28 protein-coding genes are annotated in these 26,072 nt (G+C 71.6%); 16 read left to right on the top strand and 12 right to left on the bottom strand.

The features are described 5' to 3' along the window. Positions 1–59: 59 nt before the first annotated feature. Positions 60–725: a nicotinamide riboside transporter PnuC gene (gene pnuC / locus DEI92_RS13410; RefSeq protein ID WP_111013881.1), complete on the bottom strand. Its 666-nt coding sequence runs from the start codon at positions 723–725 to the stop codon at positions 60–62. Positions 726–841: 116 nt separating this feature from the next. On the opposite strand from pnuC, the gene DEI92_RS13405 reads away from it, so the two are divergent. Further along, complete coding sequence (locus DEI92_RS13405; protein WP_111013840.1) at positions 842–1,375, top strand: hypothetical protein; 534 nt, start codon at positions 842–844, stop codon at positions 1,373–1,375. A 173-nt stretch (positions 1,376–1,548) separates the two neighbouring features. After that, positions 1,549–3,204, top strand: a complete 1,656-nt coding sequence (locus tag DEI92_RS13400) for a catalase (RefSeq protein WP_111013839.1) — start codon at positions 1,549–1,551, stop codon at positions 3,202–3,204. A gap of 112 nt (positions 3,205–3,316) precedes the next feature. Here the strand turns inward: DEI92_RS13400 and DEI92_RS13395 are convergent, their stop codons facing one another. The 3 genes from DEI92_RS13395 to DEI92_RS13385 form a co-directional block, all read right to left on the bottom strand. Beyond that, a complete protein-coding gene (locus DEI92_RS13395) occupies positions 3,317–4,069 on the bottom strand; it encodes an SDR family NAD(P)-dependent oxidoreductase (RefSeq protein ID WP_111013838.1) in 753 nt (250 codons plus the stop codon). 166 nt (positions 4,070–4,235) lie between these two features. Then, entirely contained in the window at positions 4,236–5,237 is a 1,002-nt protein-coding gene (locus DEI92_RS13390) for a low specificity L-threonine aldolase (protein ID WP_111013837.1), read from the bottom strand. A 199-nt stretch (positions 5,238–5,436) separates the two neighbouring features. Next, entirely contained in the window at positions 5,437–6,582 is a 1,146-nt protein-coding gene (locus tag DEI92_RS13385; protein WP_111013836.1) for an NAD(P)/FAD-dependent oxidoreductase, read from the bottom strand. A 323-nt stretch (positions 6,583–6,905) separates the two neighbouring features. Between DEI92_RS13385 and DEI92_RS13380 the strand changes: the two genes are divergently transcribed. The 6 genes from DEI92_RS13380 to DEI92_RS13355 all read left to right on the top strand — a co-directional run bounded on the left by DEI92_RS13380 (position 6,906) and on the right by DEI92_RS13355 (position 11,638). After that, positions 6,906–7,403: a MarR family winged helix-turn-helix transcriptional regulator gene (locus tag DEI92_RS13380; RefSeq protein ID WP_111013835.1), complete on the top strand. Its 498-nt coding sequence runs from the start codon at positions 6,906–6,908 to the stop codon at positions 7,401–7,403. A gap of 343 nt (positions 7,404–7,746) precedes the next feature. Next, entirely contained in the window at positions 7,747–8,508 is a 762-nt protein-coding gene (locus tag DEI92_RS13375) for an SDR family NAD(P)-dependent oxidoreductase (RefSeq protein ID WP_111013834.1), read from the top strand. 341 nt (positions 8,509–8,849) lie between these two features. Beyond that, complete coding sequence (locus DEI92_RS13370) at positions 8,850–9,155, top strand: hypothetical protein (RefSeq protein ID WP_111013833.1); 306 nt, start codon at positions 8,850–8,852, stop codon at positions 9,153–9,155. A gap of 17 nt (positions 9,156–9,172) precedes the next feature. Further along, positions 9,173–10,561, top strand: a complete 1,389-nt coding sequence (locus DEI92_RS13365; protein WP_146244901.1) for a hypothetical protein — start codon at positions 9,173–9,175, stop codon at positions 10,559–10,561. Between the two features lie 5 nt (positions 10,562–10,566). Further along, a complete protein-coding gene (locus DEI92_RS13360) occupies positions 10,567–11,031 on the top strand; it encodes a hypothetical protein (RefSeq protein ID WP_111013831.1) in 465 nt (154 codons plus the stop codon). A 139-nt stretch (positions 11,032–11,170) separates the two neighbouring features. After that, entirely contained in the window at positions 11,171–11,638 is a 468-nt protein-coding gene (locus DEI92_RS13355; protein WP_146250747.1) for a hypothetical protein, read from the top strand. Positions 11,639–11,716: 78 nt separating this feature from the next. Here the strand turns inward: DEI92_RS13355 and DEI92_RS13350 are convergent, their stop codons facing one another. Next, on the bottom strand, positions 11,717–12,076 hold the full coding sequence (locus DEI92_RS13350) for a hypothetical protein (RefSeq protein WP_111013880.1): 360 nt from the start codon (positions 12,074–12,076) through the stop codon (positions 11,717–11,719). A gap of 706 nt (positions 12,077–12,782) precedes the next feature. On the opposite strand from DEI92_RS13350, the gene DEI92_RS13345 reads away from it, so the two are divergent. The 3 genes from DEI92_RS13345 to DEI92_RS13330 all read left to right on the top strand — a co-directional run bounded on the left by DEI92_RS13345 (position 12,783) and on the right by DEI92_RS13330 (position 15,227). Then, positions 12,783–13,019, top strand: coding sequence for a hypothetical protein (locus DEI92_RS13345; RefSeq protein WP_111013829.1), 237 nt, complete (start codon positions 12,783–12,785; stop codon positions 13,017–13,019). Positions 13,020–13,099: 80 nt separating this feature from the next. Then, positions 13,100–14,014, top strand: coding sequence for a metallophosphoesterase (locus DEI92_RS13340; protein ID WP_111013828.1), 915 nt, complete (start codon positions 13,100–13,102; stop codon positions 14,012–14,014). 220 nt (positions 14,015–14,234) lie between these two features. Beyond that, positions 14,235–15,227 carry an NADP-dependent oxidoreductase gene (locus DEI92_RS13330; RefSeq protein WP_111013827.1) on the top strand — a complete coding sequence of 331 codons (993 nt, stop codon included), beginning with the start codon at positions 14,235–14,237 and terminating at the stop codon, positions 15,225–15,227. A 100-nt stretch (positions 15,228–15,327) separates the two neighbouring features. Here the strand turns inward: DEI92_RS13330 and DEI92_RS13325 are convergent, their stop codons facing one another. The 4 genes from DEI92_RS13325 to DEI92_RS13310 all read right to left on the bottom strand — a co-directional run bounded on the left by DEI92_RS13325 (position 15,328) and on the right by DEI92_RS13310 (position 18,900). Next, positions 15,328–16,254 carry an ABC transporter permease gene (locus DEI92_RS13325; protein WP_111010003.1) on the bottom strand — a complete coding sequence of 309 codons (927 nt, stop codon included), beginning with the start codon at positions 16,252–16,254 and terminating at the stop codon, positions 15,328–15,330. Beyond that, a complete protein-coding gene (locus DEI92_RS13320; protein WP_111013826.1) occupies positions 16,241–17,185 on the bottom strand; it encodes an ABC transporter ATP-binding protein in 945 nt (314 codons plus the stop codon). The genes DEI92_RS13325 and DEI92_RS13320 overlap by 14 nt, the downstream gene beginning before the upstream one ends. Continuing rightward, on the bottom strand, positions 17,182–18,300 hold the full coding sequence (locus DEI92_RS13315; protein ID WP_111013825.1) for an outer membrane lipoprotein carrier protein LolA: 1,119 nt from the start codon (positions 18,298–18,300) through the stop codon (positions 17,182–17,184). Before DEI92_RS13315 ends, DEI92_RS13320 begins: the two co-directional genes overlap by 4 nt. Before the next feature lie 72 nt (positions 18,301–18,372). Next, positions 18,373–18,900, bottom strand: a complete 528-nt coding sequence (locus DEI92_RS13310) for a DinB family protein (protein ID WP_111013824.1) — start codon at positions 18,898–18,900, stop codon at positions 18,373–18,375. A gap of 57 nt (positions 18,901–18,957) precedes the next feature. Between DEI92_RS13310 and DEI92_RS13305 the strand changes: the two genes are divergently transcribed. Further along, positions 18,958–19,647, top strand: a complete 690-nt coding sequence (locus DEI92_RS13305) for a histidine phosphatase family protein (RefSeq protein WP_111013823.1) — start codon at positions 18,958–18,960, stop codon at positions 19,645–19,647. 37 nt (positions 19,648–19,684) lie between these two features. On the opposite strand, the gene DEI92_RS13300 is transcribed toward DEI92_RS13305, so the two are convergent. Then, on the bottom strand, positions 19,685–21,430 hold the full coding sequence (locus DEI92_RS13300) for a glycerol-3-phosphate dehydrogenase/oxidase (protein ID WP_111013822.1): 1,746 nt from the start codon (positions 21,428–21,430) through the stop codon (positions 19,685–19,687). 257 nt (positions 21,431–21,687) lie between these two features. On the opposite strand from DEI92_RS13300, the gene DEI92_RS13295 reads away from it, so the two are divergent. The 4 genes from DEI92_RS13295 (at position 21,688) to DEI92_RS13280 (ending at position 25,158) form a co-directional block, all read left to right on the top strand. Next, positions 21,688–22,650, top strand: a complete 963-nt coding sequence (locus tag DEI92_RS13295; RefSeq protein ID WP_111009993.1) for a sugar-binding transcriptional regulator — start codon at positions 21,688–21,690, stop codon at positions 22,648–22,650. Between the two features lie 137 nt (positions 22,651–22,787). Further along, positions 22,788–23,873 carry an iron-containing redox enzyme family protein gene (locus DEI92_RS13290; RefSeq protein WP_258370201.1) on the top strand — a complete coding sequence of 362 codons (1,086 nt, stop codon included), beginning with the start codon at positions 22,788–22,790 and terminating at the stop codon, positions 23,871–23,873. Further along, positions 23,870–24,922 carry a glycosyltransferase family 2 protein gene (locus DEI92_RS13285; RefSeq protein ID WP_111013821.1) on the top strand — a complete coding sequence of 351 codons (1,053 nt, stop codon included), beginning with the start codon at positions 23,870–23,872 and terminating at the stop codon, positions 24,920–24,922. The genes DEI92_RS13290 and DEI92_RS13285 overlap by 4 nt, the downstream gene beginning before the upstream one ends. Beyond that, positions 24,919–25,158, top strand: a complete 240-nt coding sequence (locus DEI92_RS13280) for a CDGSH iron-sulfur domain-containing protein (protein ID WP_111009989.1) — start codon at positions 24,919–24,921, stop codon at positions 25,156–25,158. Before DEI92_RS13285 ends, DEI92_RS13280 begins: the two co-directional genes overlap by 4 nt. A gap of 66 nt (positions 25,159–25,224) precedes the next feature. Here DEI92_RS13280 and DEI92_RS13275 read toward each other — a convergent pair whose 3' ends face one another. Then, the gene (locus tag DEI92_RS13275) at positions 25,225–25,692 is read right to left on the bottom strand and encodes a DUF4383 domain-containing protein (RefSeq protein WP_111013820.1); all 468 of its coding nucleotides are present in this window, start codon (positions 25,690–25,692) and stop codon (positions 25,225–25,227) included. Between the two features lie 16 nt (positions 25,693–25,708). Then, positions 25,709–26,035, bottom strand: coding sequence for a hypothetical protein (locus tag DEI92_RS13270; protein ID WP_111013819.1), 327 nt, complete (start codon positions 26,033–26,035; stop codon positions 25,709–25,711). Positions 26,036–26,072 lie beyond the last annotated feature (37 nt).

The following is a 26,072-nucleotide window of genomic DNA, read 5'->3' as shown; positions in this document are numbered from 1 at the left end:
TGCCGTTCTGGAATCGGTCAGAGCGGCGACGACTGCGATCTCGCCGAGGGGCGGCGCCGTCAGCCGACCGTCACCGGCGCTGCCGGCGGCTTCGTCCGGGTGCGCCGCCACACGAAGAACCCGGTCAGCGTGAACACCCCGTAGAACACGTACATGAGACCTGAGGCGTAGTAGCCGGCCGAGAACAGCAGCGGCACCCCGACGACGTCGACCGCCACCCAGATCAGCCAGAACTCGACCCAGCCCTTCGCCATGCCGTAGGTGGCCAGGACCGACCCGACGAAGATCCACGCGTCGCTCCAGACGGGCTCGTACGACCCGAGCGCCCGGAAGATCGGGGTGAGCACGAGCGTCCCGCCGACCATGCCGACAGCGAGCAGGGCGCGCGTCCGCCACGAGGCCCACCGCGGCTCGACGACGGCGTCGCCGGGCTCGGGACGCCGCGTCCACCGCCACCACCCGTACACGGACACCACGATGAACATGATCTGTCGCCCGGCCTGACCGAGCAGGTTGACGGGGTTCGGGGTGTCGAACACCGCGCCCATGAACACCGTGAACAGCAGCGCGTTGCCGACGATGCCGACCGGCCAGGCCCACACCCGACGGCGCATGCCGCCGAGCGCGCTGAGCAGGCCGAACACGTTGCCGACGATCTCGCGCCACAGCACGGTCTGGTCGCCGATGACGAGCTGCGCGTCGAACAGCCACCGCAGGAACGCCATGTTGCTCCACTCCGGGTCCACGGGTCGGGACCGCACCGGTCCATGCAACCGCATCCAGCGTGGTCGCATTCCGGGAGGCGCGTCCCGCTCCCGCCACCCGGCCTACGCTCGTCGGCGTGGATACGACGACGGACGACGCGGACGCGATCACCCGCGCCCGCACCGCGATCGCCGAGGCCGTGCAGCGGCTCGAGGCCGCCGGTGCGCGTGACGAGGCCGTCGGGGAGTACGTCGAACCGCGCCGCGTGCTCGGCGTCCGACGGGAGCCGACCATGCGGGATCTCGGGCGGGCGTGGCGGCTCGGGGTGCTGCTCGTCGACCGGGTCGGCACCGTCCGCGCGACGGGCCTGATCACCCGCGTGACGGAGCCGGGCCGACCGCAGTACCAGTCGACGTCGGCGGAGGTCCGTCGGGCGTACCGTGCGGCCGCCGTCAAGGGCGGGTTCCGCGCGGGCGACACCGTCAACCACGGCACCGTGCCGATCCCGCTCGACGAGCACCTGCGCGGCGCCGCAGGTCCCCTGTCCGTGCGCGACGGCGAGGTCGTCGTCCGCTGGAGCCCCGCCGTCGCGGACGGCGATGCCCTGCCGCTCGCGCACTACCTCGCCGACCGCGTCGACCTGCTCGTCCATCCGCCCGAGGGCGCCTGAAGCGCGAGATCGCGGTCGTTGCCGTTCTCACCGGAGCCAGAGCGGCAGGGACTGCGATCTCGCGGACAGGGGGACGGGCGGCCGGCTGCGGCACGCCCGGGTGCCGGCCGTGCAGGCGCCCCGGGGCCGATGGAGGACACTGGGAAGGCAGCCGTCCAGGAAAGGAACAACCCGTGACCGACGTCTCCTCCCAGCCTCCCGCCGAGGGTGACGACCGCGAGGTCCTCACCAACCGTCAGGGCCACCCGGTCTACGACAACCAGAACCAGCGCACCGTCGGCGCCCGGGGGCCCGCGACGCTCGAGAACTACCAGTTCCTCGAGAAGATCAGCCACTTCGACCGCGAGCGCATCCCGGAGCGCGTCGTCCACGCCCGTGGCTTCGTCGCCTTCGGGTACTTCGAGGCGACCGGCCAATGGGGCGACGAGCCGATCGCGCAGTACACGCGCGCCAAGCTGTTCCAGGAGGCCGGCAAGCGCACCGACGTCGCCATCCGCTTCTCGACCGTCATCGGCGGCCGTGACTCGTCCGAGGCCGCCCGTGACCCGCGCGGCTTCGCGGTGAAGTTCTACACCGAGGACGGCAACTGGGACCTCGTCGGCAACAACCTCGGCGTCTTCTTCATCCGCGACGCCATCAAGTTCCCGGACGTCATCCACTCCCTCAAGCCGGACCCCCAGACGTTCCGCCAGGAGCCGGCCCGCATCTTCGACTTCATGTCGCAGACACCCGAGTCGATGCACATGCTCGTCAACCTGTTCAGCCCGCGCGGCATCCCGGCGAACTACCGGACGCAGCAGGGCTTCGGCGTGAACACCTACAAGTGGGTCAACGCCGAGGGCGAGACGAAGCTCGTCAAGTACCACTGGATCCCGTCGGTCGGCGTCAGCAGCATGACCGAGGCCGACGCCGCCGCGGTCCAGGCGGGCGACCTCGGCCACGCGTCGAAGGACCTCCACGAGGCGATCGAGCGCGGCGAGTACCCGGAGTGGGAACTCCGCGTCCAGATGATGGACGACCACGACCACCCCGAGCTCGACTTCGACCCGCTCGACGACACGAAGCTCTGGCCCGAGAACGAGTTCCCGCCGAAGAAGGTCGGCACGATGGTGCTCAACCGGAACGTGTCGGACTTCTTCGCCGAGAACGAGCAGATCTCGTTCGGCACCGGTGTGCTCGTCGACGGCCTCGACTTCTCGGACGACAAGATGCTCGTCGGCCGCACGTTCTCGTACTCGGACACGCAGCGCTACCGCGTCGGGCCGAACTACCTGCAGCTCCCGGTCAACCAGCCGAAGAACGCGCGCGTGCACACGAACCAGCGCGACGGGCAGATGGCCTACCACCAGGGCGGCGGACCCAACCCGCACGTCAACTACGAGCCCTCGATCACGGACGGCAGCCTCCGTGAGGCCGAGTACCCGACGCACGACGAGCAGGGGCCGGAGATCGTCGGGCGGCTGACGCGCAAGCGGATCCCGCGCACGAACGACTACACGCAGGCCGGGCAGCGCTTCCGCCTCATGGAGGACTGGGAGCGCGACGACCTCGTCCAGAACTTCGTCACGCTCATCTCGCAGGCGGCCCGCCCAGTGCAGGAGCGCATGCTCTGGCACTTCTACATGGTCGAGGACGAGCTCGGGCAGCGCGTGGGCGAGGGCCTCGGCATCACCCTCGAGGAGGTCGCCGACCTGCCGCCGCTGCAGTCCCAGACCCTGTCCGACGACGAGCTCGCCCGCCTGGCGAACCTCGGGCACAACGGCCCGCGCGACGTCGAGGGGTTGCTCATGACGCACTGCGTGCCGGACGAGCGCGCCGTCATGGTCTGATCAGGTCGTCCGCCGTCCGGGAGGCGCGGTGCGGGTCCGTCCCGCACCGCGCCTCCCGTGCGTTCGGCGTCGTGCGACGCCGCGCTGGGCGCGGACAGCAGGACCGCGCACGTCAGGACGGACGCGAGCCGCCCTCGAGCAGGAGCACCTGCCCCGTGAGGTAGGCGTTCCCGAGCACGGCGAGCGTGAGCTGGGCGACCTCGTCCGGACGCCCGAGCCGTCCCACCGGCGGCGTCGGGACCGACGAGGGCATGCCGTCGATCATCGCCGTGTCCGCGATGAGTGCCGGGGCGATCGCGTTGACCGTGACCCCGTGCGCGGCGGCCCTCGCGGACAGCGCGTGCACGAGCCCGTGCAGCCCGGCCTTCGACGCGGCGTAGTGCGGGCCGACGAACCCGCCCGTGAACGCGGCGACGCTCGAGGTGAAGACGATCCGTCCCCAGCCACGCTCGACCATGCCGGGCAGGAGTGCCTGCGCGAGGACGAACGGCGCCGTCAGGTTGACGCGGAGTGCGCGCTCCCAGTCCTCAGGGCTGATCTCGTCGAGGGCGCGGACGTCGCCGACGCCGGCGATCGGCAGCAGGACGTCGACCGGTCCGAACGGGTCCGCGGCGGCCTCCGCCACCGCGTGCAGCCGCTCGGTGTGCGTCATGTCCGCCTCGACGAGCACGAGTCGGCCCGTGCGCCCCGGGTCGAGTTCGGCCGTGGAGGCGCGGCGGCGGTCGCGTACCGTGCCCACCACCGCGTACCCCGCGTCGAGGAGGCCCCGGGTCACCGCCCGCCCGATGCCACCGGTGACGCCCGTGACGAGCGCGACCCGTCCCTCCCGGCTCGGTTCCGACGTGGGCCGTTCGTCATCTGCCATGCCACCTGCCTACTCGCCGGCGGGCCCCCGGCGCCCGGCGGCGCCGGCCTGCGTGCGCCGGTGCGGACCCCTACCGCTCGGTGCCCCTACCGCTCGGTGTCCCTACCGCTCGGTGTCCCTACCGCTCGGTGTCCCTACCGCTCGGTGTCCCTACCGCTCGGTGTCCCTACCGCTGCATGCCGCGGAGGACGTCGACCGCGCGGGTGATGTCGTCGCCCGTGGCGTCGAGGTGCGTCACCATGCGGATGCGCGTTCGCCCGGACTGCATCACGCGCACGCCCCGGGCCTCGGCCTCGTGCGCGAACCGCGCCGCGTCGGACACGTCCGCGAACACGATGTTCGACTCGACCGTCGCGGGGTCGACCCCGACGGCCGCGGCGAGGAGTCGGGCGTTCACGTGGTCCTCGGCGAGGCGGTCGACGTGGTTCCGGAGGGCGTACCGGCCGGCCGCGGCGAGCATCCCGACCTGCCGCATGCCGCCGCCGTAGCGCTTGCGCCAGATGCGGGCGGCGTCGATGCGCTCCTGTGAGGCGACGAGCACCGACCCGACCGGGGCGCCGAGGCCCTTCGACAGGCAGACCGAGACCGTGTCGAACCCGGCGGCCAGCTCGCGCAACGGCGTGCCCGAAGCGACGTGCGCGTTCCACAGCCGAGCGCCATCGAGGTGCACCGCGAGCCCGTTCGTCCGCGCGTACTCCTGCACGGCGCGGACCTCGCTCTGGGGCTGTACGGTGCCACCGCCGAAGTTGTGGGTGTTCTCGATCGCGATCGCAGCGGTGGACACCATGTACGACCCGGCGTCCGGCTCCGCGATCTGCTCGACCGCCCGGTGGTCGAGGCGGCCGTACGGCGTCGCCCACGTCCGGGTCGTGATCCCCGAGAACACCGCGGCTGCGCCGAGTTCGGCTCGGGCCACGTGGGCCTGGACGTCGCAGACGAGCTCCTGGCCCGGGGCGACGAGCATGCGCAGTCCGAGCTGGTTCGCCATCGAGCCCGACGGCGCGTAGAGCCCCGCCTCGAAGCCCAGGAGGTCGGCGACCTCGGCCTCGAGCGCGTTGACCTCCGGGTCCTCGCCGTACACGTCGTCGCCGACCTCGGCGTCGAGCATCGCGGCACGCATCGCGGCGGTGGGGCGGGTGACGGTGTCGGAGCGCAGGTCGATGGGCACCCGACGACGGTACTCCGACTGGTCGTGGCGCTCCGCATCCGGATCGTGGTGTGACCGGCCTTCCCCGCGGTGTATCGGCTGTGGAGACGGCGGCACGGCGGCAGCCAGGACGTCGGCGCCTGCTGCGCGACGAACGGGACCGCGGGATGTGATGCGGCCCCGTTCGTCGATGTCATTCGGTCGGTCGGCTCACTGCTGGCTACTCGTGGTACTCGCGGCCGTAGGTCTTGACGCCTTCCATCATGTTCCGGAGGTTGTCGGGTGCGTTGTAGCCGAAGGTGCGCTCGAAGGACTGGTAGCCCTCCTGCGAGGATTCGGCGCTGCGGGGCAGCATCCGTTGGGCGAATGCGTCGAACGCGGCGTTGATGTCTCCTGCGTGCTCGACGATCAGCGCGCCGAGTTCGGCGCCGTCGAAGAGGGCCCAGTTCGCGCCGTCGCCGTCCGGCGGTGTCAGGTGCGCGGCGTCACCGACGAGCATCACCCCGGGCATGCGGTCCCACGTGTGACCGAGGGGGAGACCCCAGATCGGCCGGATCACGGGGTCGGTGTCGCCGGCGGTGATGAGTTCGCGCAGTTCTGGAGCCCAGCCCTCGCCGAGCTGGTCCGCGATCAGTCGGAGCGCCTCCTGACGGTTCCTGGAGTCGAGCGTGTCTGCCCAGGCGAGCGGCTTCTTCATGACGACGTAGCTGTGGATGACGTCGCCCGCTTCGCGGTGCCCGAAGATGCCCCGGCCGGGCTGCATTGCGAGCATCGCGCCTCGACCGACGAGCGCTGCACTGGCGGTGTGGCGTTCTTCGACGTCGTGGAGGAACGTCTCGGCCCAGATGGTGCCGGTGTACTCCGGCACGGCACCGTTGAGGTAGGTCCGGACTCGTGACCAGGCTCCGTCGGCGCCGATGAGCAGGTCCGCGTCGACGGAGTCGCCGTTGGCGAAGACGACTCGGTGCGCTCCGGCGTCGGCATGGACCGACGCGACCTTGTGACCCCAGTGGATGGTTCCCTCGGGCAGCGATTCGACGAGGATGCGCCGTAACTCTCCCCGGAGCACCTCCGGGTTGGTCAGTTCGCCATCGTCCGGGATCTCCCCGACGAGCTCACCGTCGGGGCCGAGGAACCGCATCGCCTCAGCGCCCATGTTGATGATCGACCGGAACTCGTCCATCAACTGGCACTGTTCGAGGGCGACCTGCCCGTTGAAGTCGTGGATGTCGAGTTGACCGCCCTGGGTCCGTGCGTTCAGGGACTCTTCCCCCTCGTACATGGCGACGGGGATGCCGTTGAGGTGGAGGACGCGAGCAAGCGTGAGCCCGGCGAGGCCGGCTCCGATGATGACGATCGGCTTCATGACTGGTTGGTCTCCCTTGTGGGCCGGAGGACGCCCGACGGGCTGTCCGATGTGATAACTGCTGCATAATCATTATGCGACAAAATAGTCAGGTTGCAAGCGGTTCCCCTGGACGGCCCCACTCGCCCTTCCGGGTTCGCCCGTCGACATGCTGTGTCTGCTCACCAGTGGGCCGTGGACCTCACTCGGCGAGGTCATCGACCACGCTCAGCGGGTCGACGCGCTCGACGAGTTGCCGTTGCCCTGGACGCTCCGATGACGATGACCGGAATGTTCTGCCGCTAAACTCTGTCGTTCGGACCGGCCAGGAGATGAGTGCAGCGATGAGCGAGGTCACCCCGCAGCCGACGGGCCGCGAGCAGATCATCGCGAGCTTCCTCGGGTTCAGCGCGGCGCAGAACGAACTCATGCGGCTCTTCGCCCGCCAGAACCAGATGCACTCCACCGACGCGGCCGCTGTCGTGCAGATCATCGAACACGAAGACCGTGGCCGTCCCCTCACCCCTGCGCGCCTCGCCGAACGCATCGGTCTCTCGCCCGGAGCGACCTCGATCCTGCTCTCCCGCCTCGAAACCGCCGGATTCGTCGAGCGCACCCGTGAGGTCGCCGACCGACGCGTCGTGACCCTGCGCTCCACGAAGGCGATCAACGACGCCGCGGACGCCTACTTCCAACCCCTTGCCCGGCAACTCGATGACGCGTTCGGGGCCTTCACCCCCGATGAGATCGACGTGCTCAGCCGCGCCGCCGCCCGCCTGCAGTCCGTGCTCGAGACGTACGTGCGTGCAGCGGCAGCGGAATCCGAGACTGAACCGAGCTAGGGTGCGTCTCCTCGTCGTTTCGCCCAGGCGATGACGGCGTTGAGGACGACGGCGGCGCGGTAGACGTTCGCGAGCGTGTCGTAGGGCCGCTGGTGGGTTCAGGGCTCGTCGACGTCCCTGAACGGGCCGCGTTGCGTCTGACCGCCAAGGGCGTCGCGCGCTCCCGGTCGTCAACACGCTTCCTGGGCTGGTGAACGCCCCGGGTTCGCAGGGGATCGCAGACCCCGGAGCATCGACGACCGGTTCGCGTGCGACCGGCAGACTGGAGGCCCAGCGTGGTCAGCAGGCGGCTCACGTCCGGCTCCGGTCGCCACCACCGTTCACCGATCCGGGAGGACCCCCCATGACAACCGAACCCCTGCGCGGATCCGTCGCGCTCGTGACCGCAGCCTCCCGAGGGATCGGACGCGCGATCGCGCTCGACCTCGCCGGTCACGGCGCCGACGTCGCCCTCGGTGTGCGCGATCCGGACGCCGCCTCGCCGCTCGCCGACGAGATCCGCGCACTCGGGAGGCGCGTGGTCACCGTCGCGATGGACGTGACCGACCTCGCGGGGTGCCGCACGGCGGTCGACCAGGTCGTCGAGGAGCTCGGGACCATCGACGTCCTGGTGAACAACGCCGGCGGCAGCATCGTCGAGGACGCCTTCGACGTCACCGAGGAACACTTCGACGCCGTCTGGTCGCTCACCACCAAGTCGACGTTCTTCATCTCGCAGTACGTCGCGCGCCACATGCGCGCCGCGGGTCGAGGGTCGATCGTGAACGTCGCTTCGCAAGCCGGGCTCGTCGCGCTGCCCGGCGAGTCCTCCTACTGCACGAGCAAAGCCGCCGTGATCCACCTCACCAAGTGCCTGGCGGTCGAGTGGGGCCGGTACGGGATCCGTGTGAACGCCGTTGCGCCGACCTTCGTCGAGACGGACGGCACCGCCCCAGCCCTGTCCGACGAGGCGTTCCGGGACGACACGGTGGAGCGCATCGCCGCACTGCACCGCATCGGACAACCGCACGAGGTCGCCGCCGCCGTGACGTTCCTCGCCGGCGAGGGCGCCTCGCTCATCACGGGAACCGCGCTGCCGATCGACGGGGGCTGGACGGCCCGCTGACCGGAACGGAGACGCGGCGCCGGCGCGGGTCGGTCGCGCCGAGCCGATGCTGAGGCGCCAACGAGCTCTACCGCTGTAGCCCGTCGAGCGCGACGTCGGGGAGTGGAGCCCGGTGGTCCTGTGCGCCGGGGATCTTCGACCTGATCCGCAACACGCCCGCACTGACCGAGTGCGCACGTCAGCGCTGGGTCCGATGCCAGGACGTGCGCGCCAGGGCGCTCGCGGACATCGTCGGGAACGGCCCTCCGTGGTGCTCGCGTGCCCCTCGGCGAGGGTGCGGTCGTTCGCTGGCGGTCGTATGGTGGCCTCTGCGGAACGCGGTCCCGTCAAGTGGGGGTGTCATGGCCGGGGAGCTGAGGTTGGATGAGGACGGGCTGGCGTCGCTGGCCCGGGGGCTGCAGGTGCATGGCGGCAGCAGCGGCGAGCACGCTGCACAGGCGGACGCGGCGCTCGCTGCCGCGGAGGAGGCGGTGTCGTCCGCCCCGCTCGCAGGGGCGATGGGCAGGCTGGCGGCGCGGTTCAGCGGGCGCTCCGACGACATCGGAACGAGGATGACCAGCCTCGGCACGTCGTTGACCGCCGCAGGACACGCCCTCACCGCGACGGACAGCGCCCTCGCGGAGACGGCCCGGGGCATCGAACGGTGAGCGTCCTGGATGGCGCCTTGACCGCCGACGACGTCACGGACGTTCCCGACGACGCTGACGGTCTCCGCTCGGCCGCGCGCCGGTTCTCGACCGCGGCGGACGGCGTCCTCGACGCCGCCACGAACGCATCTCGGTCATGGTCGGGGCTGCCGGCGGTGTTCTCGTCCAACGCGCTGCAGCCGGCGCTGACACCGTTGATGGACCCGGCCTTGCAAAAGGCGCAGCAGATGCAGGTCGCTGCGCACGAGTTCCTCCGCGTCGCCACCCGCGCCGCGGACAGCATCGATGACCTCGCGCACGAGCACGACCGGCTCGTGCGGCAGATCGCGCAGTTCCACGCCTCCGCGCCGGGGCAGGTCGCCGCGGCGGCGGCGGAGCAGGCCGCGAGCGGTGACCTGCTCGGCGCGGTCGGTACGGTCGTGACGAACTGGCAGCAGGTGCCGGAGCTCGTCGGCGAGGAGCTCGGGCTGCGGATGAAGGTCCGAGCGCACAACGACAACGTCACTGCGACGCTCAGTGGCATCGCTACGCAGCTCGACGGCATCAGCCCTTCGACCGTGGACGCTCATCCCGTGCACACGGCTGCGCACGTCTCCGGAGCGGGTGGTGGCGGCGACCACAACTGGTTCGAGCGTGCATGGGACACCGCGAAGGCGGCGGTCGGCGTCGGCGGCGCGGTGATCGGTGCGGAGGCAGCGGCAGCGTGGCCCCACATGCAGGACGCCGCAGCGGTCGCAGGGAACGTCTTCGCGTCCTTGGGCAACGCGATGGTCGATCACCCGGACGAGATGCTCGAGCTCCTCGGCGGTATCGCGACCATGGTCGGCGGTGCCGCGATGGAGGGCGGCGGTGTCGTGCTCGACATCACGGGGGTCGGCGCGATCGCCGGGGTCCCGCTGAACATCTCCGGCGCCGCGGTCATGACAGCCGGTGCCGGTCTCGCGGCGACCGGGGCGACGCAGTTGGGCGTCCACGCGATGACCGACGACCGCGTGAGCCCGAACCAGACCGACCACGTCCAGCGGTGGCGGGAGAAGAACGAGCAGTACGAAGGTCGCGACAAGAAGGGCCGCTACCGATCCGAGGACAATGACAAGGCTCGAGCGGACTCCGCGGACAAGCAGCAGCGGGGGCTGGATGACTACGAAGAGGAGACCGGCATCACGCCGAACCCGAAGGAAGTGGTCGCGCGCGTGGACAGCGTCGGACACACCCGGAAGTTCGACGGCCTGGCGGAGAAGCCCGACGGCACCTACGAAGGGGTCGAGGTGAAGAGCGGGACCGCGACCAAGTCCACGAGCCAGGAGGAGTTCGACGACGCGGTCAGCTATGACAACCCGGCAACCGCCACACTGGACGGGAAGAAGATCCTCATCACCTCGACTCGGCTCATCAACGTCAAGTAGGAACCATGTACATCACGGACTGGCCCGGACGCAGCACGACGACACTGTCGAACAGCTTCCGCCCGTACGACGAGCAGATCCGCCGCGAACTCGGGTTGCTGGACAACGACCGCAGGTTCGCGTACGTCCTCTACTACCTGCCCGACGGCCTCCGCTGGCAGGACCGGCCGAAGGACGACAACGGCGTCGAGTACGAAGACCAGTACTTGCAGGCCGGGGGCACCGCCGAGCGCATGGGGGTGGAACTCCGACGAGCGGAGGCGGACGGGCAGCTGCGGTTCTACGTCGTCGGTCGGCAGCACGACCTGTCCGAGCCGTTGACGGAGACCCTCGACGTGCAGTCGGCCCACGAACCACGGCACCCGGCGGAACTGTTCGACGCGGACGAGGCGGCACGGATCTTCCACCACTACTTCCGGTACCGGACCGTGCCCGACGAGTACACGCTCCGCCTCATCGACGACATGTGATCGCCGCCCGAGCCGGGGCACCCCTCGTCGACATCGAAGGTCCTCCGTCGGGCGGAGGAGGCCGGATCCGCCGATCGTCGGATGGACGTGCTCCTGCTGGCGGGCGACGCGGCTGTGGCCGCAGGTCGAGGCTGACGACATGTCTGGATCCAGCACCTCCCGTCTCCGTTCCATGACCGCGATCGCCATCGCCGCGTCGGTCGCACTGCTCGGTACCGGGTGCAGTTACATCCACCAGCAGATCGGTGACGCGTGGGCGGTCACGTACGAGATCCACGTCGACCGACCGACCGGCGCGGAACTCACCGAGGTCGAGGTCGAGGTCGAGGGTGCCAGGGAGCGTGGTGACGCCCCGGAGATCCAGCGGCTCGGGTCCGCCACGACGGACCGCACGGACGGTGACGGGTCGCGGTGGACGCACGACGCCGTGGTCCTGGCCGAGCAACGAGCGTCGGTGACCGCGACGCCCGGGGAGGGCGCGACGGCGACCTGCCGGATCCTGCTCGACGGGAAGCGCGTGATCGCGACCGCGACATCCACCACGCCAGGAGCGCGTGTGCAGTGCTCAGCGACGACCCCCGAGTTCAACGAGAGCGCCCGGCACTGACACGATCGTTCGTCGCACGTGTGCCAGGACCGTCGCTCGCGCGGGTTCGAGATGGCGTGTCCTCGAGCGCGGCTCGGGCTAGGGCGCCTCGTCGACGAGGGCGACGAATCGCGTGCCCACGCCGTCCACTTCGTGCCGCACGAGCCCTGCGGCCGGTTCCGGCGCCTGGTACCCCGCGTGGTAGTCACACATCAGGTAGTCCCAGTCGGGCCACCACTTCTTGGGCCGCGCATCCTCGCTGAATCCGCAGACGACGCACTCGAGGTGCACCCAGACCTTCTTGCCCGTGCGGTTGGCCCTGGACTGCACGAGCCAGGCCGGCGGATCCTGCTCGATCGCCGCGAGGTCGGCCTCGCTGAGGCGCGAGGGGATCCCGTGATGGGTCGCCATCTCGATCGGGATGTCGAGCCGGATGGCGGCGTCACGTCGCGAGAGCATCCGCCCAGGGTAGGTTCTGCCGCTGGGTGCCGCGACGACCACGACATCGGCACCGACGGGGCCGGCATCGATCGCATCCGGCTGGCGGAGGGTCAGGAACAGCGGCTGGCGTACACATCGTTCTGCGTCGAGCAGGGTCGCACGCTCCGTGCAGGCGGTCCTGGATGTGTCGCGATCCATCGGCGTTCGGGCGCAGGGGATCGGGGACCAACGTCGTTCCCGATCCCGGTGCGTTCGAACTCGCCGCTGAGACCTTGCACACGCACGTCGTCCAGCAGGACCGTAGCCGGAGCGAGCTCGTGCAAGCAGAGCAGTGGCTTCATGACGTCTGGGCACGTGAAGCACCCGTACCCGCCCTCGCTCAGCTCGACGAAGACCTCGTTGAGCTTGCTCGCCGATAGCAGGGCAACCGGACTGGTCGCCGGTCGGTCATCGAGACGTCGACGTAGGTTCAGAGCATGACCCTGCGCGGCGTACTCGACTACATCGGCATCACACGGCCGAAGGGTGAGCGCACCTGGCTGCTCGAGCTCCTCGACCGGCGCCGCGCCCGCTGACGGATCGCCGCTCGGGTACTGGCGGGAGGCCGAGCGCCGCCCGGATCAGCGCTCGGTCAGGCCGCACTTGTAGAGCGGGTCATCCACGACGGTTTCGAGGGGCTGGGTCGTCTCGATTCGCACCCAGCTGGTGTGTCAGCTCCGGTCGAGTGCTGCCGGCGGACGAGCGCACGCTCTTCGAGTCGGCCCGTTCCTGCCCGAGCATCGTCGTTCCGCGCGTCGAGTCGCCGCTCACGGATCGCGTGGTCGACCGTGAGGATGAAGAGCTCGTCGAAGATCTCGAAGAACGACCCGACGTTGCGCGATCCACCGCAGAAGAACCTCACCGGCTCCGACCGATCCGCCGCGATGGGTCGAACCTCTTCGACCTGCCGTACATCGTGTGATGGAAGCCGTTCCCGGTCGCGCCGGAGACCGGCGCTCTTGTCGCATCGCTGCTGTCGCCGGCGGTCGCTATCGTGACGGCATGCTGCCCGTCGCGCCCGGCGCCCTCCGCGTCCTCCACCTGTCCGACACGCACCTGACCGGGGACGGCTCGCTGCACAACGGCGTGGTGGACACCGCGGCCGCACTCGACGCGGTCCTGGCCCGGGTCGCCGACGTTCCCGGAGTCGGGCTGGTCGTGGTCTCCGGGGACTGCTCGGACGACGGCACGGCCGCCTCCTACCAGGCCCTGCTCGACCGTGTCGGGGCCTGGGCGCGAGCGCACGGTTCAGCCGTCGTCGCCGTGCCCGGGAACCACGACGGGCGCGCCGGGTTCCGTGAGGTCCTCGGGAACGGCCATGTGTTCGCCGAAGGTGGGGCACCGGTCGCGCACACGCTGCAGCACGTTGCGCCGAGCGTCCCGGTCGATGGCGTCTCGATGGTGGCCGGGCGCCGGATCATCACGCTCGACACCTCGGTCCCCGGCGCCGGCTACGGCCTGCTGCGGCCCGAGCAGCTCGAACGGCTCCGCGAGCTGCTCGCCGATCCCGCTCCGTACGGGACCGTCCTCGTGCTGCACCACTCGCCGTTGCCGGCGCCGACCGCCCTGCACGAGGCGTTACGACTGCAGAACCCGGACGAGCTGGCGGATGCGCTGCGGGGGAGCGACGTGCGCGTCGTCCTCGCGGGGCACTACCACCACCACATGGTCGGCACGATCACGGGGGTCCCCGTGCTCGTGGCGCCCGGGGTCGCGAACGACACCGACATCGCGGGCGTCTACGAGCGGGAGCGCATCCTCGCCGGCGCCGGAGCGCTCGTGGTCGACGTCCCCGCCGAGGGCACCGTGCTCTCGACGCCCGTGCACGTCCCCGTGCCGGACGAGGGGCGCGAGCTCTTCACGTTCGACGAGGCGCGGGTCGCACGCATCGCGGCGGAGTCCGGCCCGCGCCGCTGAGGAGTTCCACTGGACGCTGAGCAGCCCCACCGGGCACGGACGCCGGCACGATCAGCCGCAGCCGCAGCCGCAGCCGCAGCCGCAGCCGCAGCCGCAGCCGCTGCACCCGCACCCGCGGAACCGGCCGCGGACCCAGCCAGGGGAGCGCATGCTCGGCGGTACCGCATCACGGTTGCGACGGCGACGGCGACGGCGACGGTGCCGACAGCAGGAGCGTGCCATGCGTGTGGGATCAGCGGTCGAGTTCGACCGGTACGGCGGGACCGACGAGCTCCACTTCGTCGACCAGGAACGACCGACCCCGGCGGACGGTGAGGTCGTCGTCGAGGTCGTGGCGGCCGGCCTCAGCCACATCGAGATCGCGACCCGCGAAGGGGCCCTGGCGGACCGGCTTCCGACAGTGTTCCCCTCGCGGCAGGGATCGTGCTTCGCGGGCATCGTCCGGGCGAAGGGGCGGTCGGTGCGCGGGGTGCACGCCGGGCAGGCCGTGATGGGCCACGCCGTCGGTGGTGGCGCCCAGGCGAGCTGGGTGTGCGTCCCGGCGGCGGCGATCGTGCGCAAGCCGGAGAACATCCCGTTCGAGGTGGCCGGCGGTCTGTACCTGGCCGGGACGACGGCCTGGCGGATCATCGACGACCTCGCGATCACCGCGGACGACGTCGTGGTGATCGCCGCCGCCGCCGGTGGGGTGGGGCACATCGAGGCGCAGCTGGCGCTCGCAGCAGGCGCCCGGGTCATCGGCACCTGCGGTGAGCGGAACCACGACTACCTCCGGCAGATCGGCGTGCTCCCGGTGACGTACGGGGATGGCATGGTCGAGCGGATTCGTCAGGCTGCCGCAGGGCACCCGGTCACCGCGTTCGTCGACAACCGGGGCGACGGTGCGGCCCTGTCGACGGCGCTCGGGGTTGACCCGGCGCGGTTCGTGTCGCTCGAGCGGCGCCGTGACGTCGAGCTGCACTTCGTACAGGCTGGCGGCGATGACACCGACCCCGCGGCGATCATGGAGGACCTCGGCCGGCGCATCGAGGCGCACCAGCTCCGGGTGCTCGTGTCGGGGTTCTACCCCTTCGAGTACCTGGTCGACGCCTACGAGGACCTCGCAGCGGGCCATTCCCGCGGCAAGGTCGTCGTCGGCATGCAGCCCGTCGAGACCGGGATGCGGCAGGAGTGGTACCGCTCCGAGAAGGCGCGCACGATGGCGGAGCGCTGACGAGCGCGAGCGCGAGCGCGAGCACGAGCACGAGCACGAGCGCGAGCACCTCCGCGGAGGCGTACCCCTGCGTCAGCGCGGACGCATGCCCGCGTCCACGTCAGCTCAGGACGTCCTTCCGCACGAACCGCAGTGTGGCGAGGCCGCCGAAGACCACGACGTACGCCGCCTGCAGGAGCGCGTTGTGCCCGAACGACTCGAACGACAGCGGGTCGCGTAACAGGTCCCCGAAGCCGAGCCACAGGTGCGAGAACAGGAACGGGTGGAGCCAGTCGAGCTGGGGGAGCGCGTCGGCGATCTGCGAGGCGCCAGCGAGGACGACCGTGGCGGCCATCGCCCCGACGGGCACCGCGGTGAGCGTCGACGCGAACAGCCCGATCGCGGTGAGCCCGAGCATCGACAGCGTCACGTAGGCGACGAGCAACAGCGCCCGCACGGCGTACTGCACGCCGCCGACCTGGGTGCCGGAGAGCAGCGTCACCGGACCGATCGGGAACAGCGCCGCCCCGATCGCGACACCGACCACGACGATCGTCAGGGTCGCGGCGAGGGCGAACGCGCCGGCGCCGACGAACTTCACGAGTACGAGCCGGAGCCGGCCGGTCGGCGCGACGAGCAGGTAGCGCAGGGTGCCGAGGTTGGCCTCGCCCGCGATCGTGTCCCCGGACGCGACCCCGATCGTCAGCGGCAGGAACAGCGGGATCGACACCGTCAGCGCCGTGAACGCGACGAACAGCCCGTTGTTCGTGATGTCGGACAGGAACGCCGGGCCGCCCGACGTCCGATGCGTCGCGACCCGGACCGCGACCGCGATGAGGATCGGTACGAGTGCGAGCGCGCCGAGCATCGCCCAGGTGCGCCAGCGGCGGAACAGCACGCGCACCTCGGAGCCGAGGAGCGCGGTGGCGCGCGTGCCCCGGCGACCGGTGTCGGGCCTCCCGGTCGGCGTGACGGCGGTGCCGTCCACCGCGACCGCGCCCCCGTCAGCGGCGCGGTGGCCCGTGCCCGCTGCCTCACCCTGCGACATCGAAACCCTCCCCGGTCAGCGCGACGAAGCGGTCCTCGAGCGTGCCGCCGCCGACGGCGATGCCGCGCACGCGGACGCCGGCCTCGACCAGTGCGGCGGTGACGGTCTCGGCCGGCACCTGGTCCGGGAGGTCCGCCACGAGTCCGTCGGACCGGCTCGCCGCGTCGACGTGGAGGCCGAGCCGCGTGAGCACGATGTGGGCGTCGCCACGGTCCGGGGTCTGCACCGTGACCCGCGCGGTCCCGACCCGCCGGAGCTCGTCGAGCGAGCCCTGGGCGACGAGGCTGCCGGCACGCATCACACCGGCGTGCGTGCACACCTGCTCGATCTCGGCGAGCAGGTGGCTCGACACGAACACGGTGGTGCCGTCGTCGGCGAGCGACCGGATGAGGTTCCGGACCTCACGCGTGCCCTGCGGATCGAGCCCGTTCGTCGGCTCGTCGAGCACGAGGAGGTCACGCTGCGTGAGGAGCGCGTTCGCGAGGCCGAGCCGTTGCTTCATGCCGAGGGAGTAGGCGCCGGCCTTCTTGTCGGCCGCGTGCGTGAGCCCGACGCGGTCGAGGGCGGCGTCCACCCGGCGCGTGCGCGAGGTCGGGTCGGAGCGGGGATCGGCGGCGTCGAACCGGTGCAGGTTCGCCCGCCCCGACAGGAACGGGTAGGACGCCGGTCCCTCGACGAGTGCGCCCACCCGCGGCAGCACCCTGGGGAGCGCGCGGGGCATGCGTTCACCGAGGACCTCGATCGTCCCGGCGCTCGCCGCGGTCAGGCCGAGGAGCATGCGGATCGTCGTGGTCTTGCCGGAGCCGTTCGGGCCGAGGAACCCGAACACCGAGCCGCGCGGCACCGCCAGGTCGATGCCGTCGACGGCGTGCTGCCGTCGGAAGACCTTGCGCAGACCCTGGGTGCGGATCGCGAGGTCCGCGGTGCTCACTCGGCTGCGGCCTCGAGCGCCGACACCGGCACCGCGCCGGCGAGGACGCGGCCGTCGTCCGTGATGAGGATCGACACGAGCGAGGTCTGCACCGCGCGGCCGCCGTCGACCGCCTTGGTGAGCTGCCCGAACAGCTGCGAGCCGTCGGCGTCGAGCTGGCGCTTCGGGAACGTCCCCGCGGGCAGGGTCACGATGCTCGACCAGCCGTCGCCCTGGACGCTCGGGGTCGGTGCGCCGGAGGCCCGCACGTCACCGGGGGCCACGAGGCCGGGGTGCTTGGCCGTCGAGCTGTGCTCCGCGGCATCGGAGAGGTCCTTCGTCGTCACCTTCGCATCGCTCGGCGGCGTGAAGTCGAACAGAGACGCCTTGGGTGCGCCGTACGAGAGCGCGCTGAACCGCACCGACACCGCTGCCGTGGACTGCCCGCGAGCGTCGATCCGGGCGCTCAGCGGCAGGCCGGTGGACTTGTCGATCGCGATGACGACGTCGTGCACGAGCGTCGACGAGGACTTCGGGGTCAGTCGCACCTGCCAGGCGGCGTGCCCGGCGACCGAGGTCGTCGTCGGCGTGCCGACGTGGGTGCTCGGCGTGATCCCGGCGATCGCCCGCGCGGCGATGTCGGCGGGCGACGCGGACCCCGTGTCAGTGCCGTTCGCGGCCGCGGCGGACGATGGGAGCGTGACGTGCACGGCCTTGTCCGCCTTGGAGTCCCAGGTCCAGACGTCGCGCCCGTTGCGGATGACGTCGCGCTCGGCGAGCTGGTCGAGCACCTGCACGCGGGCCTTGCTGCGACCGTCGACGTAGACGCGCGCCTCGTGCGACGCGGTCAGCAGATCGAGCACGTCCGATGCGCCGGACTGCGCGCTCGACGCCCCGGACGAGCCGCTCGTCGACGGCAGCGACGGCAGACCGAGGTCGCTCGTCTGGCTGATCCGCCCGGAGTACGACAGGGTGTCGCTGTGTGCGACGCTCGCGAGCACCTGCGCCGCCGTGGGGTGGCTGCCGGTGGTGGCGGGGGACGGGGTCGCGGCGCTGGCGGCGAGCGGGGCGGCGACCGCCCCGGCGACGACGACCGGCGCGACGACGGCCGGGAGCCAGGTCGACTTCTTCTTCATGACGCATCCCCTTCGACTGCAGGTCCGCTGACGGTACGTCCACAGCCCGAACGTCCGCTGTGGAGGTGCGGATCAGGCGCGCGGTCGGCGGACGTCCGCCAGGTGGTGGACCGGGTCGTGCAGGTAGTACCGGGCGAGGGACTCCACCGTGAACGCACTGCCGTCCGAGCGGAGGCCCGGCCGGTCGACCTGGTCGTCGCGCACCGCGGCGAAGGCGGCGGCGGTCCGGCCCGCAGCGGCCAGGAGCTCCTCGGCGACGACGGCCGGGTCCTGCTCGCCGTACCGGTCCTCCACCGCGGTGGCGTCCTGGTCCCAGTTCGGGAACCGGGGCGCGTCCTCGGCGAGCATGAGCTCGAGCCGACCCGCCATCACGCGGTGCACGTCGCGGACGTGGGCGCCGTACTCGAGCGGTGACCACGTCGCGTCGTCCGGACGCTCGCGGACGTCGTCGCGCGCCAGCTCGGCCGGCCAGGCGGCGGCGTTCGCGCGGACGAGCCCCGGGACCTCGTCGAACGTCACGGTGCGACCGTCGAACCCGCACTCCGGGCACCGGTCCTCGAGCACCCAGGTCCAGTTCTTCGTGTCGGGTTCGATCGGCATGGCGGGACGCTACCGTACCGGGGCACGCCCGTTCACCGGGGTCCGTAGGCTCGGCGCATGCGTCTCCTGCTCATCCGCCACGGCCAGACTCCCGCGAACGTCGACGGGGTGCTCGACACGCTCGTGCCCGGGCCGGGCCTCACCGCGCTCGGCCGGGAACAGGCGGCCCGGTTGCCCGAGGCGCTCGGCGACCGCGGTGTCGGCGCGGTGTTCGTCTCGGACATGGTCCGGACGCACGAGACGGCGGCACCGCTCGCCGAGGCGCTCGGACTCGAGCCGGTCGAGCTCCCGGGACTCCATGAGATCGACGCGGGCGACCTCGAGGGGAAGCGCGACCGCGCCTCCGTCCTCGAGTACATGGGCACGGTCTCCGCGTGGCTCGAGGGGGACCGCGACCGGCGCATGCCGGGCGGACCGGACGGGCACGCGTTCTTCGCGCGCTTCGACGCCGCCGTGTCGACGATCGCCGCGGGCGGCGCCGACACCGCTGCCGCGTTCAGCCACGGCGCGGCCATCCGGAGCTGGGCGGGTGGGACCGCGACGAACCTCGCGGACCACGCGCTCGCGCGCCACACACTCGAGAACACCGGCATCGTCGAGCTCGACGGCGACCCCGCCAGCGGGTGGACCGTGGTCCGCTGGGAGGGGCAGCCCGTCGGTGGCGACGAGGTCGCGGACCGCAGCGCGCCCGATCCCACGGGCGAGGCGTTCACGCCGCCGGACGGAGCGACGCCCGCCTCCCGGTGATCGGGAGACGGGCGTCGGGGGCCGGCCGGGGCGAGGGTCAGCGCGCCGCGACCGGGGTCGATCCGAGCGGGACGACGACGCCGTGCGCGACGCGGAGTTCCTCGAGCGTCGCGGCGATCTCCTCGTCGCGCTCGTCGGAGGTCCACTGCAGCGCCGTCGCGAGGACGTCGGCGAGCTCGGTGAGGAGCTCGATCGTCACGCCGCCGACGAACGCCAGGTTCGTCCGGCGGAGCACGACGTCGGACAGGTGCACGGCGTGCTCCCGCTCGGCGAAGAACGCCACCTCGGCGGTGGTCAGCTCGGGGTCGGTCTCGAGCGGCACGACGGGCTGGTCGAGGAGCACGTCGATGACCTCGGTCGCCCGGGTGCCGTACCGGGTGAGGAGCCGGTCCACGGCTGCGGGGTCGAGTCCGTCGCGGTGCGTCTGCACCCACAGGGCGCGGTCGCTGTCGGTCGTCGGGAAGTCCTTGCCGCCGCCGATCGGCATACCCGTCGTGTCGACCTTCCGGGTGACACCGAGGCGGTTCGTCACCTCGGTCGACAGGTGCGCGGACAGGGCGCGGAACGTGGTCCACTTGCCGCCGACGAGCGAGAGCACCGTGGCGGACCCGAGGCCGTCGATCGGCGTCTCGACGATGCGGTAGTCACGTGAGACGAACCCGGGGGCGGTGTCCTCGTGCCGGGGGAGCGGCCGGATGCCCGAGTAGCGGTACACGATGTGCTCGCGGTCGAGGGCGATCTGCGGGAACACGTGCCGGACGAGGGCGAAGAAGTAGTCGACCTCCTCCTCGGTGCACACGGCGGGCTCGGCGGGGTCGGCGTCGATGTCGGTCGTGCCGATGAGCACCCGGCCCTTGAGCGGGTAGATGAGCACGATGCGGCCGTCGTCGTTCTCGAAGAAGATCTCGCGGCCCTTCGTCGCCGCGAGCAGCTCCGGGTTGTCGACGACGATGTGGGAGCCCTTCGTGCCGCCCATGTACGCCGTCTCGCCCCCGAACGCCGCGTTCGTCAGGTCGGTCCACGGCCCGGAGGCGTTGACGACGACCGGCGCGGTGACGACGAACTCGGTCCCCGACTCGACGTCGCGGAGCAGGACGCCGCCGTCGCGCGTGCCGACGGCCTCGACGTAGTTCGCCGAGCGGGCGGTCGCGACGCTGCCGTTCCCGGTACCCGCGGCGAGCCCGTCCTTGAGGACGTCGAGCGCCAGGCGCTCGGGCTCGTGCACGGACGCGTCGTAGTAGGTGCCCGTGTACTTGAGGTCGTGGTTCAGGGCGGGCATGTCCTCGAGCGCGGCCTTCTTCGTGAGGAAGCGGTGCTTCGGCACGGATCCGCCGTCGCGCGAGAACGAGTCGTAGAGCGTCATGCCGATCTTGATGAGGGCCGCGCCACGCTCCTTGGTGGACCGCTGCTTGTGCGTCAGCATCCGCAGCGGGGCGTTCATGATGCCCGAGAACGTGGAGAACACCGGCATCGTCGTCTGCAGCGGCTTCACGTAGTGCGGGGCGATCTTGATGAGGCCGTTGCGCTCCTGCACGGACTCGCGGACCAGCCGGAACTCGCCGTTCTCGAGGTAGCGGATGCCGCCGTGGATCATGTGGCTCGACGCGGCCGAGGCCCCCGACGCGTAGTCGTTCCGCTCGACGAGCACGACGTCGACGCCCTGCAGCGCGAGGTCGCGGAAGGTCGCGATGCCGTTGATGCCCCCACCGACGACGAGGACCTGGGCGGTGGGCCGGTCGGTGATGGCCGCGACGTTCGGTCGCAGCGCGGTCTTCTTCGACATGTGGTTCGTCTTCCTCCTCAGCGACGGGGCCGGATTCGCCGCCGGCGACTCCTCGATGGTGCGCGCCAGTGACAGGAGGGGCAACCCGCTTGCACGAACGTGCACCGGGCCTCCAGAGCGGCGACGACCGCTGGCGACGCAGATCCGCTGGGGGCGAGAATGGAGCCAGCGGCCCTGCACGTGCGTGCAGGGCGCGCGACCATGGTGCCGCGCGACGCTGGTGCCGCTGCACGGCACACGAACGCGGAGGACGCACGATGAGCGACGCGGCACAGGCGGTGCGGACGCAACAGGCGCTCCGCGCCGCGCACCTGTACTACATGCAGGACCTGACGATGGAGGCCATCGCCGACGAACTCGGGACGTCCCGGTCGTCCGTCTCGCGGCTGCTCAAGTACGCCCGCGACACCGGGCTCGTCGACATCCAGATCCGGTCCCCGCTCGACCAGGCCGCGGCCCTGAGCCGTGCCCTGCGCACCCGGTTCGACGTGCACGCGCACGTCGTGCCCGTGCCCGACCACACGAGCGACGTCGACCGGCTCGAACGCGTCGCGCTCTCCGCCGCCCGGATCCTGACGCAGTACATCGACTCGAACATGGTGATCGGGATCTCGTGGGGCTCGACGGTGAGTGCGATCAGCCGGTACCTCGTGCCGAAGGCGACGCACGGCTCGACGATCGTGCAGGTGAACGGTGCGGCCAACACACGCACGACCGGCATCGTCTACGCCAGCGAGATCCTCCGCCGCTTCGGCGACGCGTACGGGGCGGTCGTCCAGCAGTTCCCGGTCCCCGCGTTCTTCGACGACCCGGCGACGAAGGCCGCGCTGTTCCGCGAGCGGAGCCTCCGCCCGGTGCTCGACCTGCACCAGCGCATGGACCTCGTGCTGTTCGGGGTCGGCTCGCCCCAGGCCCTCGTCCCGAGCCACGTGTACTCGGGCGGGTACCTCGACCCGGCCGACCGCGAGGAGCTCAAGCGCGACGGCGTCGTCGGCGACGTCACGACGGTGTTCTACCGGGCCGACGGTTCCTGGCGGGACATCGGCCTGAACGCCCGCGCCGGTGCGCCGGACCTCGACACCCTGAAGCGTGCGCCGCGGCGGATCTGCGTCGTCGCGGGGCGCTCGAAGGTCACGAGCCTCGAGGGGGCGCTGGCGGCCGGGCTCGTGACGGACCTCATCGTCGACGAGAGCGCGGGACAGGCGCTGCTCGGCTCCTGAGCGACGGGGAGGCCGATCGCCGAAGCCGGGTCACGGGGGACCCGTCGGGGGACACGGGTCGGGGGACGAACCCGGACGTGTTCCCAGCTGGGCGGGCGTAGGCATGGCGAGCTGTCCGACCACGCAAGGAGCCCTCCATGGCCGTCCTCGACGCTGCCGACGTCCTCACCCAGACCCCGATGCCGTACCCGGCACCGCGCGGGCCGCTCGGCGAGGCGATCCGCGCCGTGCTCACCGAGCGTCCGGAGGCCGACCGATCCGCGCTCACCGACACCGCTCGCCGCGCGATCGCCGACGCCGAGGACCTCATCCGTGACGACGACGTGCAGAGCAGCCTCTTCGTGCTCCAGGAGCTCGCCTACGGGGGCATCCAGGGTGTCGACGACCGCTTCGAGTGGGACCCGGACCTCCTCGCGGTGCGTGCCGTGCTCGAGGAGGCGTTCGAGGCCGAGCTCCGCCGCAGGGTGCCGATGCCCGAGCGACCCGAGCCGACCGCGGACGCCGTCGCGGCGGCCCTGTTCGCGATGACCTCCGCCGACTCGGGGCCGAGCCTCTCGCGCTACGTCGCGCGAAAGGCCACGCTCGAGCAGGTCCGCGACCTCCTCGTGAACCGGACGGTCTACACGCTCAAGGAGGCCGACCCGCACTCCTGGGCGATCCCGCGCCTGACCGGCCGCGCCAAGGCCGCGCTCGTCGAGATCCAGTCGGACGAGTACGGCGGGGGCCGGCCGAAGCGCATGCACTCCGCGATCTTCGCCCGCACCGTCCGTGCCGCCGGACTCGACGACTCCTACGGCGCGTACGTCGACGCCGTGTCGGCGCTGACGCTCGCGACGAACACGATGATGAGCCTGTTCGGGCAGCACCGTCGGTTGCGCGGTGCGACCGTCGGACACCTGGCGGCGTACGAGATGACCTCGTCCATCCCCAACAAGCTGTACGGGGACGGTTTCCGGCGCCTCGGCTTCGACGAGGACGCCACGTGGTACTTCGACGAGCACGTCGAGGCCGACGCGGTCCACGAGCAGATCGCCGGGCGCGACCTCGCGGGCGGCCTCGTCGAGGCCGAGCCCGCGCTCCTCGACGACGTGCTGTTCGGCGCCGCCGCGTCGCTCACCGTCGACGGCTGGGCCGCCGCCGAACTGCTCGAGGCGTACCAGGCCGGGCGGTCCTCGCTCCGCGCACCGGTGCAGGTGGCCGCACCGTCCCTCCAGGCCGGATGACCGCACGCGGCGGGGGTCCCCGTCCCGTCGGCCACGCCGCCGACGGCGGCGCCGAGCGCCTGCCGGCCGAGTACGTCCTGCCGCTCCGGTGGGACGACGACACCGACCCGACGGAACTCGCCGCCTACCTGGCGCGCCTCGTCGGGGTCGTCGACGTCACCGTCGTCGACGGCTCGTCGACGGTCGCGGTCGAACGGCACCGCGCCGCGTTCCCGCCGGGGGTCCGGCTGCTGCCGCCACGGGACCGGGCCGGGAGGAACGGCAAGGTCCGCGGGGTCGTCACCGGTGTCGAGACGGCGCGGCACGACGCGGTCGTGGTGGCGGACGACGACGTCCGGTACGACGAGCCCGCGCTCGCCCGTGTCGTCGCGCAGCTCGCTGACGCGGAGGTCGTCCGGCCGCAGAACCACTTCCACCCGTCGCCGTGGCACGCCCGCTGGGACACCGGCCGCACGCTGCTCAACCGCGCGCTCGGGTCGGACTGGCCCGGGACGCTCGGCGTCCGACGCGGGGTGCTGCTCGCGACGGGCGGGTACGACGGGGACGTCCTGTTCGAGAACTGCGAGCTCGTCCGGACCGTGCTGGCCGTCGGGGGCCGACAGGTCCGCCTCGACGACTGCTTCGTCTCCCGCCGTCCGCCGACCGTCCGGCACTTCCTGGGGCAACGCGTGCGCCAGGCGTACGACTCGTGGGCGCAACCGCTCCGGCTCGCCCTGGAACTCGCCGTCCTGCCCGCGGTGCTGTTCGCCGTGCGTCGGCCGCGGTGGCTCGTGGGCGGGGCGGTCGCCGTGGTCGGGCTCGCCGAACTCGGCCGCCGCCGCGCCGGGGGGACCGCCGTGTTCCCGCCGACCGCGGCGCTGTGGTCGCCGCTGTGGCTCGCCGAGCGCGCGGTGTGCTCCTGGCTCGCCGTCGTCGCCCGGGCCCGCGGCGGCGTGCGGTACGCGGGCGAACGGCTCCCGCGCGCGGCCAGCCCGTTGCCGCTGCTCCGCCGACGCCTCGCCGGTGTCGGCTCCGTGACCGACACCCCGACGGAGGGACCCCGCCCATGACCCACGACCCCGACATCGAGATCGTCGCGTGCCCCGACGGGCCGCTCCTCGTGCGCGGCGACGTCCGCATCACGAACCCCGACGGCGAGGACCTGCCCCGCCGCCGACGCACGGTCGCGCTCTGCCGGTGCGGCAAGTCGATGCTCAAGCCGTACTGCGACGGGACGCACAAGATCATCGGCTTCCGGACCGAGCCGGAGCTGCCCGCCACGGACGTCGCGGCCGACCCGGTCTGACCGTCACCATGACGACAGCGGGCCCGCGACGATCGTCGCGGGCCCGCTGTCGTGCGTCCGGGGGTGTCAGCCCACGGTGCGGATGCGGTCGTCCCGGCGGCTGCGCGAGCGCGGCAGCACGAAGCCGAGCAGGATCATGCCGACGGCGAGCACGAGGTGCAGCCAGTTGTCGGCCGTGTTGAGCGGCACGAAGTTCGCCCCGCTCGTGTGGTTCGCGGTGAACAGGCCGTAGATCCAGAGGACGGCGTAGACGATGCCGCCGATGATCAGGTACGCGCGCGAAGCACCGGCACCGCGGGCGGCGATGACACCGACGACACCGAAGGCCAGGTGCACGATGTTGTGGAGCACGGACACCTGGAACAGGCCGAGCAACATCGCCATGGAGCCTGATCCGGCACCGCTCAGCGAGCCGGTCGTGATCCCCGGGATGAACCCGGCGATCCCGACGACCAGGAAGACGATCCCGACGATCAGCGCGCCCTTCTGGACGGCGGTCGCGGCGTAGGGCGGGTGGGCGGAGGAGTCGGACATGGGAGTTCCTTCCTGATCAGCGCGGCATGGCCGGGTTGGTGGGATCGCCGTGTGACGGCGGGTTGATCGGCGGCCCGGAGGTCGCGGGGGTCACGCCGCCCCCGGGCAGGCCGGCCTGGACCTCCGGCAGGTGGTCGGGCACGGAGCCGTGGGGTTCGGCGCCGGCGTCGAGGGCCTCGAGCCGGTGGCGCAGGACCTCGACGACTGGCAGGCGGTCGCCGTGGGCCCGTTCGTGGTCGAGCAGTGCCTGCAGGTCCGAGCGATCGAGAGCGACGATCCGTTCCCGGAGCGCCCCGAGCGGCACGTGGTCGAAGTCGGGGATCGGGAGTTCCTCGTTGGTCATCACTGGTCCTTCCCCTCGACGGCTCGTCGTCGAGTGG

The organism is Curtobacterium sp. MCBD17_034 (assembly GCF_003234515.1).
In the GTDB taxonomy this organism is placed as follows: Bacteria; Actinomycetota; Actinomycetes; order Actinomycetales; family Microbacteriaceae; genus Curtobacterium.
The sequence above is the reverse complement of the archived record's forward strand: the minus strand, read 5'-3'. Positions and strand labels throughout refer to the sequence as shown.

Coding starts and splice junctions, on each gene's coding strand:
- pnuC (WP_111013881.1), bottom strand. CDS start 725: ATGGCGTTCCTGCGGTGGCTGTTCGACGCGCAGCTCGTCATCGGCGAC.
- DEI92_RS13395 (WP_111013838.1), bottom strand. CDS start 4,069: ATGGCAGATGACGAACGGCCCACGTCGGAACCGAGCCGGGAGGGACGG.
- DEI92_RS13385 (WP_111013836.1), bottom strand. CDS start 6,582: ATGAAGCCGATCGTCATCATCGGAGCCGGCCTCGCCGGGCTCACGCTT.
- DEI92_RS13380 (WP_111013835.1), top strand. CDS start 6,906: ATGAGCGAGGTCACCCCGCAGCCGACGGGCCGCGAGCAGATCATCGCG.
- DEI92_RS13375 (WP_111013834.1), top strand. CDS start 7,747: ATGACAACCGAACCCCTGCGCGGATCCGTCGCGCTCGTGACCGCAGCC.
- DEI92_RS13370 (WP_111013833.1), top strand. CDS start 8,850: ATGGCCGGGGAGCTGAGGTTGGATGAGGACGGGCTGGCGTCGCTGGCC.
- DEI92_RS13360 (WP_111013831.1), top strand. CDS start 10,567: ATGTACATCACGGACTGGCCCGGACGCAGCACGACGACACTGTCGAAC.
- DEI92_RS13355 (WP_146250747.1), top strand. CDS start 11,171: ATGTCTGGATCCAGCACCTCCCGTCTCCGTTCCATGACCGCGATCGCC.
- DEI92_RS13350 (WP_111013880.1), bottom strand. CDS start 12,076: ATGCTCTCGCGACGTGACGCCGCCATCCGGCTCGACATCCCGATCGAG.
- DEI92_RS13340 (WP_111013828.1), top strand. CDS start 13,100: ATGCTGCCCGTCGCGCCCGGCGCCCTCCGCGTCCTCCACCTGTCCGAC.
- DEI92_RS13330 (WP_111013827.1), top strand. CDS start 14,235: ATGCGTGTGGGATCAGCGGTCGAGTTCGACCGGTACGGCGGGACCGAC.
- DEI92_RS13325 (WP_111010003.1), bottom strand. CDS start 16,254: ATGTCGCAGGGTGAGGCAGCGGGCACGGGCCACCGCGCCGCTGACGGG.
- DEI92_RS13315 (WP_111013825.1), bottom strand. CDS start 18,300: ATGAAGAAGAAGTCGACCTGGCTCCCGGCCGTCGTCGCGCCGGTCGTC.
- DEI92_RS13310 (WP_111013824.1), bottom strand. CDS start 18,900: ATGCCGATCGAACCCGACACGAAGAACTGGACCTGGGTGCTCGAGGAC.
- DEI92_RS13305 (WP_111013823.1), top strand. CDS start 18,958: ATGCGTCTCCTGCTCATCCGCCACGGCCAGACTCCCGCGAACGTCGAC.
- DEI92_RS13300 (WP_111013822.1), bottom strand. CDS start 21,430: ATGTCGAAGAAGACCGCGCTGCGACCGAACGTCGCGGCCATCACCGAC.
- DEI92_RS13295 (WP_111009993.1), top strand. CDS start 21,688: ATGAGCGACGCGGCACAGGCGGTGCGGACGCAACAGGCGCTCCGCGCC.
- DEI92_RS13290 (WP_258370201.1), top strand. CDS start 22,788: ATGGCCGTCCTCGACGCTGCCGACGTCCTCACCCAGACCCCGATGCCG.
- DEI92_RS13285 (WP_111013821.1), top strand. CDS start 23,870: ATGACCGCACGCGGCGGGGGTCCCCGTCCCGTCGGCCACGCCGCCGAC.
- DEI92_RS13280 (WP_111009989.1), top strand. CDS start 24,919: ATGACCCACGACCCCGACATCGAGATCGTCGCGTGCCCCGACGGGCCG.
- DEI92_RS13275 (WP_111013820.1), bottom strand. CDS start 25,692: ATGTCCGACTCCTCCGCCCACCCGCCCTACGCCGCGACCGCCGTCCAG.
- DEI92_RS13270 (WP_111013819.1), bottom strand. CDS start 26,035: ATGACCAACGAGGAACTCCCGATCCCCGACTTCGACCACGTGCCGCTC.